The 5,657-nt window shown below is 69.4% G+C and carries 7 protein-coding genes; all 7 read left to right on the top strand.

What is annotated here, in order from left to right:
- On the top strand, positions 1-948 hold a 948-nt coding region (locus ON26_RS34750), incomplete at its 5' end, for an Rv0497 family membrane protein (protein WP_245546022.1).
- Between the two features lie 159 nt (positions 949-1,107).
- A complete protein-coding gene (locus tag ON26_RS24310; protein WP_040798979.1) occupies positions 1,108-1,980 on the top strand; it encodes a sugar phosphate isomerase/epimerase family protein in 873 nt (290 codons plus the stop codon).
- Positions 1,981-2,100: 120 nt separating this feature from the next.
- Positions 2,101-3,006 carry a thioesterase family protein gene (locus ON26_RS24305; protein WP_040798977.1) on the top strand — a complete coding sequence of 302 codons (906 nt, stop codon included), beginning with the start codon at positions 2,101-2,103 and terminating at the stop codon, positions 3,004-3,006.
- A 25-nt stretch (positions 3,007-3,031) separates the two neighbouring features.
- Entirely contained in the window at positions 3,032-3,853 is an 822-nt protein-coding gene (gene proC / locus ON26_RS24300) for a pyrroline-5-carboxylate reductase (protein ID WP_040798970.1), read from the top strand.
- Between the two features lie 304 nt (positions 3,854-4,157).
- Positions 4,158-4,448: a helix-turn-helix domain-containing protein gene (locus ON26_RS32585; protein ID WP_083884325.1), complete on the top strand. Its 291-nt coding sequence runs from the start codon at positions 4,158-4,160 to the stop codon at positions 4,446-4,448.
- 180 nt (positions 4,449-4,628) lie between these two features.
- Complete coding sequence (locus ON26_RS32580) at positions 4,629-4,730, top strand: 30S ribosomal protein bS22 (protein ID WP_003402602.1); 102 nt, start codon at positions 4,629-4,631, stop codon at positions 4,728-4,730.
- Between the two features lie 207 nt (positions 4,731-4,937).
- Positions 4,938-5,657: NAD-dependent epimerase/dehydratase family protein (locus tag ON26_RS24290; protein WP_051027486.1), on the top strand; the 720-nt coding region annotated here is incomplete at its 3' end.

The following is a 5,657-nucleotide window of genomic DNA, read 5'->3' as shown; positions in this document are numbered from 1 at the left end:
CCGCCCGGTCCGCCTGTGCCGCCGGGCAATCCGGCGCCGGACTCCGGCGCCGTGCCCACCCAGGCGTGGAGCCTGGCCGACCAGGACCAGCCGCTGCTCTCCGGCCAGACCGTCGCCGGTGATCTGCTGCGCGACGGCGCGGAACGGGCCGAGGCCGTCCGCCGTGCCGGGCGTGAGCAGCAGCGCCCCGCGTTCGGGCCGCCCGCCCCCGGCTTCGGCGGCCCGCCGGCCTTCGAGAAGGGACGGCGCGATCGCGCCGGTTTCGGCGAATCCTCCGACGAGGACGAATTCGAGCCGAACTCCTTCGACGAGGACTACGACGATCGTGAGTTCGACGACGGGGCGTTCGACGACCCCGAGTTCGACAGCCGCGAGTTCGCCGCCGAGGGGTACGACGGCGATGGCTTCGACACCGGCGAGCACCGTCCCGGCCCGTACGGCTACGACGAGGACTACACCGGCGAGGATCTCGAGCCGATCGACTACGACGACGAGCCGCCCGCGAAGGGCAAGCGGTCCGTGGCGGGTCTGGCCTCGCGGGTCGCGTCCGCCAAGTCGTCCCGGCTTCCCGGCGTCAAGGCACTCACCGGTGCCGCCGCCCTGGTCGGCACCAAGCGCGCCGACCGGCCGAAGGGGGAGCGGCACGGGGAAGCCGGTGCCGCGCAACGTGATCCGGATGCCGAAGCCAATCGCAGGCAGTGGATGATCCTCGGCGCGCAGAGCACGGGCGCGGCGGTCGCGGGCATGCTGATGTTCAAGGGCTTCGAGCGGATGTGGGAGATGCTGCCCTGGGTCGCGCTGACCCTGGCCATGATCGTCATCCTCGGACTGGTGGCGCTGGTGCGCATCCTGCGCCGCACCGACGACATCCTCAGCACCGTCATCGCGGTCGTGGTCGGCATCTTCGTGACGCTCGGGCCGTTGGCATTCCTGCTCAGTACGAATTGACCCTGCTCGGCACGGATCGACACAGAGCACAGACTCGGGAAAGCGGTGGTTGTGGGGCACGTGGGGCACACCGACCAGGCGGAGCAGGGCGACCCGCGGACCGCCGGACCGCTCACCAGCGCACCGGCGGCGGAGGAGGGCGCGCCACCGCGCCGGGCCATCCGGGTCGGGCTGTCCACCGCGTCGGTCTATCCGGAGAACACCGAGGCGGCGTTCCGCTACGCCGCCGATCTGGGCTACGACGGCGTCGAGTTGATGGTCTGGGCCGAGGCGGCCAGTCAGTCCGTCACGACCGTGCGTGGTTACGCGCGCCGCTACGGCGTGCCGGTGCTGGCGGTGCACGCCCCGTGCCTGTTGATCTCGCAGCGGGTGTGGGGGGCCGACCCGGTGGCCAAGCTCGAACGCAGCGTGCGCACCGCCGAGGAGCTCGAGGCGGAGACCGTCGTGGTGCATCCGCCGTTCCGCTGGCAGCGCCGCTACGCCGAGGGCTTCGCCGCGCAGGTGATCGAGCTCGAGCAGAAGAGCGAGGTGGTGGTCGCGGTGGAGAACATGTTCCCGATGCGCGCCGACACGCTGTTCGGCCGCGGGGAGAAGGCCGCCCAGCGGCTGGCCCGCCGAGGCGGACCCGGATGGGGCGTGACCGCGTTCAGCCCGTCCTACGACCCGACAGACACCGGTTTCGACCACTACACCCTCGATCTGTCGCATACCGCCACCGCGGGCGCCGACGCGCTGGCGCTGGCCGCGCGGATGGGCCCGAACCTGGCCCATCTGCATCTGGCCGACGGTCGGGGCGCGGCCCACGACGAGCACCTGGTGCCCGGCGAGGGCTCCCAGCCGTGCGCCCAGGTGTGCGCGCAATTGGTGGCCTCGGGCTTCGCCGGGCACGCTGTCGCCGAGATCAACACGCAGAACGCGCGCGGGGCCACCGACCGCTCGGCCATGCTCGCGCGCACCCTGGCCTTCGCCCGCAGGCACCTCAACCGGGTGCCCTCGCCGAGCCCGTCCTCGGCCCGTGCCCGGGCCGACTGACAGGCCCCTATTTTCGGACACCCCCGGTGGTATGTCTCGTATCTCGGTCCGCTAGCGTCGCTGTACGCTGTACGAACCTCGGTCCGGCGCTGGCTCGCCGGAGCGGACGAAGGAGTGCTCATGACCACGGACGTGTCCGACAGCGCGCAGACCGCGAGCGCCGGGCGAACGGCCGCGCTCGATGCGCCGTTCAGTGAGGTCTGCGCGGTGCGCCGGATCGACGACGGCGCGCCCGGTGCGGACGCGGCACGCTATCGCGGCGTCATCGCCGACACCTGGACCGTCGGCCCCAAGGTGCACGGCGGCACGATGGTCGCGGGCAGCGCCGCCGCGGCGACCGCGTGGCTGCGCGCGAGCGATCCCGAGCGCGCCGCCATGGCCCCGGTCGCCGTGAGTTCGGACTTCCTCGGCGCTCCCGAACCGGGGGAGGTGGACTACGAGGTCCGCACCCGCAAGGTGGGCCGCCAGATCTGCCTGGTCGACGTCACCCTCAGCCAGGGCGGCAAGCCCCGGGTGCGCAGCGCGCTGACCTTCGGTCACCTCGACGACGCCGAGCCGGTCTTCGCCCACGATCACCACGACATGCCCGCCGAGCCGTCCGCGGACGCGGTCGGATACGCGGACACCCCGATGGGCAGGATCGTCAACGTCTCCGCGGGCGCCGACCTGGCGATGGACCGGGAATGGGCGCCCTTCCTGGCCGGTGAGACGGGCCTGCCCCGGCTGCGGCTGTGGATCCGCCCGTTCGACGGAGACCGGAGCGATCCCGAAGTCGCGGCCTATTTCGCCATGATGACCGCCGACATCAGCCCGCCGGTCCCGATGAACCTCGGTCACTTCGGCTGGGCGCCGACCGTGCAGATGACCACCTATCTGCGCCGCAGGCCCGCGCCGGGCTGGCTGCGCGTCGTGGCCACCACCCACGAAGTGGGCGGGCGGATGTTCGACTGCGATCAGCTGGTGCTCGACAGCACGGGTGCGGTGGTCGCGCAGAGCAGACAACTCGCACTGCTGCCGCAGCGCTGATAGGCCGCGTCTAGCCTTTAGTGCCATGACGAGAATTGCGGTGATCGGTGGTGGCCGGATCGGGGAGGCGTTGATCGCCGGACTGCTCGAGTCCGGGCGGCTGGGCAAGGATCTGGTCGTCGTCGAGACGCACGCCGACCGGGCCGAGCTGATCGCGAGCCGATTCGGGGTCCGGGTGACCGGTGAGATCACCGACGGAGCTGTCGGCGCCGATCTGCTGGTGATCGCGGTCAAGCCGGGTGATGTGGACGGCGTACTGGTGCAGTTGGGCAAGGCCGAGCTCAATGTGGGCGGGCGCGATCAGGTGCTGGTCTCGCTGGCGGCGGGTGTGCCGACCGCGCGCCTGGAGGCCAAGATGCCCGCGGGCTTCCCGGTCGTGCGGGTCATGTCGAACACCCCGATGCTGGTCGGTCAGGGCATGAGCGTGCTCGCGGCGGGCCGCTACGCCAAGCCCGAGCAACTCGAACTGGTCGCCGAGGTGCTCGCCAGCGTGGGCAAGGTGGTCACCGTGCCGGAGTCGCAGATGGACGCGGTGACCGCGGTGTCCGGCTCCGGCCCCGCCTATTTCTTCCTGGTGGTGGAGGCGATGGTGGACGCCGCGGTCGGCCTCGGCCTGACCCGTGATGTCGCCACCCAGCTGGTCGTGCAGACGATGGTCGGCTCGGCCGCCCTGCTCGACGAGGCGGAGCAGAGCGCGGTGGATCTGCGCGCCGCGGTCACCTCGCCCGCGGGCACTACTGCCGCGGCCCTTCGCGAACTGGAGCGAGCGGGAGTACGCTCGGCATTCCTGGAGGCGCTGCACGCGGCCAGAGATCGTTCGGTCGAACAAGGCGCCTCGGCGGAGTGATCGGGTCGTTGCGGCAACGCCGCCGCGGCAGGTGACGGCAACGCCGCCGCGGCAGTGGAACTGTGGCGGTGACATATGGCAACCGCGCGGTGATCGTGATGTAGTGCCTGATGATCGCGTTGTTGTGACAGTGTCGTAGCGGAGTTGTCATGGAACCGGCGTAATGGGCGTATTTCTCACACCCGTCGCAGTAATCCCACTGGTCCCGCTAAGCTTCAAGGAGCACGTGCGTGTCTGTTCCGCCGGTGGGGAAGCCGGCGGCGCGGACGTGCCGGAGGTCGATGGTGCAATGATGTCTGACAAGATGTCTGGAAACAGTTCGGGATCGTCACCGGGAACGTCGGGCTCGACCGGCGGTCGTGGTGGCTCTCGTGCGCAGAACGGTCCCGGTACGCCGGGGCAGTCCGTACTCGGCGGCGGAACCCAATTTCTGACCGTTGCCGAAGTGGCGAATCTGATGCGGGTCTCGAAGATGACGGTCTACCGATTGGTGCATTCGGGCGAGTTGCCCGCGGTGCGGGTCGGCCGGTCCTTCCGCGTCCATGCCAAAGCCGTCCACGACTACTTGGAGACGTCCTACTTCGACGCCGGTTGATCGACCATCCCCCCGGTCGGGCCCGGGCCGGGCGACCGGTAGGATGAATCCTCGGTTCGTGTCCGCCTGCCTGCGGCGCCAGTTCGTGGTGTCCGGTGGCCGCCGGCGGCCCGGACGCCGAAACAAGCTAGGCGTACGCCACGGCGTGCGCGCCGAGTAGAGAGAACGCGAGGACACCCTATGGGTTCTGTGATCAAGAAGCGCCGCAAGCGCATGTCGAAGAAGAAGCACCGCAAGCTGCTTCGCCGCACGCGTGTTCAGCGGCGCAAACTCGGCAAGTGAGCCTGCGCGATCAGCTCTGAACGAGGCCCGTCACCGTTCCCGGTGGCGGGCCTCGTTTTTTGAAATAACTCGGTTTGAAACCGGATGGTGTTTCCGGTGACTGAAGTCATCGTTAGGACCTGGTAAATACTCTCGGCAACAGTGGTGCGGCGCCGCTACGCTTGACGCGAATACCGGTACGGGGACCTGGCAGGTGGGATTCGGCGGATGGGCTCTGACGTGAGAGACGGACACACTCCCAAGGTGGTGCTGGTCACCGGCGCCGGCCGATTTTTCGGCGGCAATATCGTTGCGGAACTTGCCCAGGACCCGAGGGTTGAACGTATCATCGCCGTGGACACCGTGACCCCGAGCCGGGAGTTCCAGCGTCGTATGGGGCACGCCGAATTCGTTCGCGCCGATATCCGCAATCCACTGATCCGCAAGGTGATCGGAGGAAACGAGGTGGACACTGTGGTGCATACCGCGGTGCTGTCCCGTCCGCCGTCACCGGGTGGCCGCCCGGTCATGAAAGATCTCAACGTCCTCGGCGCGATGCAGTTGTTCGCGGTCTGCCAGAAAACTCCGTCGATTCGCCGGGTGGTCGTTCGCTCGAGTTCGGCGGTGTACGGCTGCAGTCCCAAGGACCCGGCGAAATTCACCGAGGAAATGAGCGCGCGAAAACCACCGAGCGGTTGGTTCGCCCGCGATTGCATCGAAATCGAGGGATTCGTCCGGAGCCTGGCGCGGCGGCGTCCGGATATCGCCACCGCGATCCTGCGGCTGGCGCCCACCGTCGGGCCGCGATTGGCGCGCCGGGGTGTGCAATACCTGCGCTGGCCGCTCACCCCCACGGTGTTCGGCCGGGACGCGCGTCTGCAATTGCTGCACGAGCAGGACGCGGTCGCCGCGTTGGCGCACGCGGCACGCACCGCGCGTGGTGGAACC

This window comes from Nocardia higoensis NBRC 100133 (assembly GCF_000308595.1).
In the GTDB taxonomy this organism is placed as follows: domain Bacteria; phylum Actinomycetota; class Actinomycetes; order Mycobacteriales; family Mycobacteriaceae; genus Nocardia; species Nocardia higoensis.
This window is presented reverse-complemented; position numbering and strand designations above follow the sequence as displayed.

Bases quoted from the DNA above. Each gene is read 5' to 3' on its own strand.
- ON26_RS24305 (WP_040798977.1), top strand. From the start codon at position 2,101: ATGACCACGGACGTGTCCGACAGCGCGCAGACCGCGAGCGCCGGGCGA.
- proC (WP_040798970.1), top strand. From the start codon at position 3,032: ATGACGAGAATTGCGGTGATCGGTGGTGGCCGGATCGGGGAGGCGTTG.
- ON26_RS32580 (WP_003402602.1), top strand. From the start codon at position 4,629: ATGGGTTCTGTGATCAAGAAGCGCCGCAAGCGCATGTCGAAGAAGAAG.
- ON26_RS32585 (WP_083884325.1), top strand. From the start codon at position 4,158: ATGTCTGGAAACAGTTCGGGATCGTCACCGGGAACGTCGGGCTCGACC.